This window comes from Mesorhizobium sp. M0954, from assembly GCF_040319155.1.
Classification (GTDB): domain Bacteria; phylum Pseudomonadota; class Alphaproteobacteria; order Rhizobiales; family Rhizobiaceae; genus Mesorhizobium.
In genome coordinates, this window is record NZ_JAMYNR010000082.1 from 1 (window position 1) to 740 (window position 740).

The window sequence follows — 740 nt, forward strand, 5'->3', positions numbered from 1 at the left end:
TCTTCCACCCAGTTGACCAGCTTCGGGTATTTGGCCTGCCATTTGGCGATCCACTGCGCCAGGTCGCGTTTGACCTCGGCAAGGTCGCGCCGGTCGTAGAACCATCTGAGCTCCATCAGGCAATCGTCGTCGACCTTGCGCGGCACGTAGTCGAGCGCGTTTCTGAGGAAGTGCACGTAGCAGCGCTGCCAGACCGCTTCGGGCAGCACTTCGCGGATTGCCGCCCTGAGCCCCGGATGGTCGTCGGAGACGACGAACTCGACGCCGGCGAGCCCGCGATTCTTGAGCCCCGTCACGAACTCGCGCCAGCTCGAATGGCTCTCCCGGTTGGCCAGCTCCACGCCCAGAACCTGGCGCCGGCCCTCCCAATCCACGCCGATCGCCACCAGCACCGCCTGGCTGGCGATCACGCCCGCCTCGCGAGCCCGCTCGTAGCGCGCGTCCAAGATGAGATACGGATAGCTTTCCTCGAGCCGCTGCGTGAAGAACGCCTTGAGCGCCTCATCCAGCCGCATCGTCGCCTCGCTCACCGTCGAGGCCGAGAAAGAGTGGCCGCACAGTTCCTCCGTCACCGCCTTCACCTTGCGGGTCGAGACGCCCTGCACGTACATCTCGACCAGCGCCGACACCAATGCCTTCTCCGAACGCTGGTAGCGCTCAAACAACTCCGTCGAGAACCGGCCAGCCCGATCCTGCGGAACGCGAAGCTCCAGCACCCCGACCCGCGTCACCAGCTTGCG

The 740-nt window shown here is 65.5% G+C and carries 1 protein-coding gene; it reads right to left on the minus strand.

The annotated features are described in order from the left end of the window. A partial coding sequence (locus NKH93_RS34245; RefSeq protein ID WP_352976418.1) for an IS256 family transposase occupies window positions 1–740 on the minus strand: 740 nt, incomplete at both ends.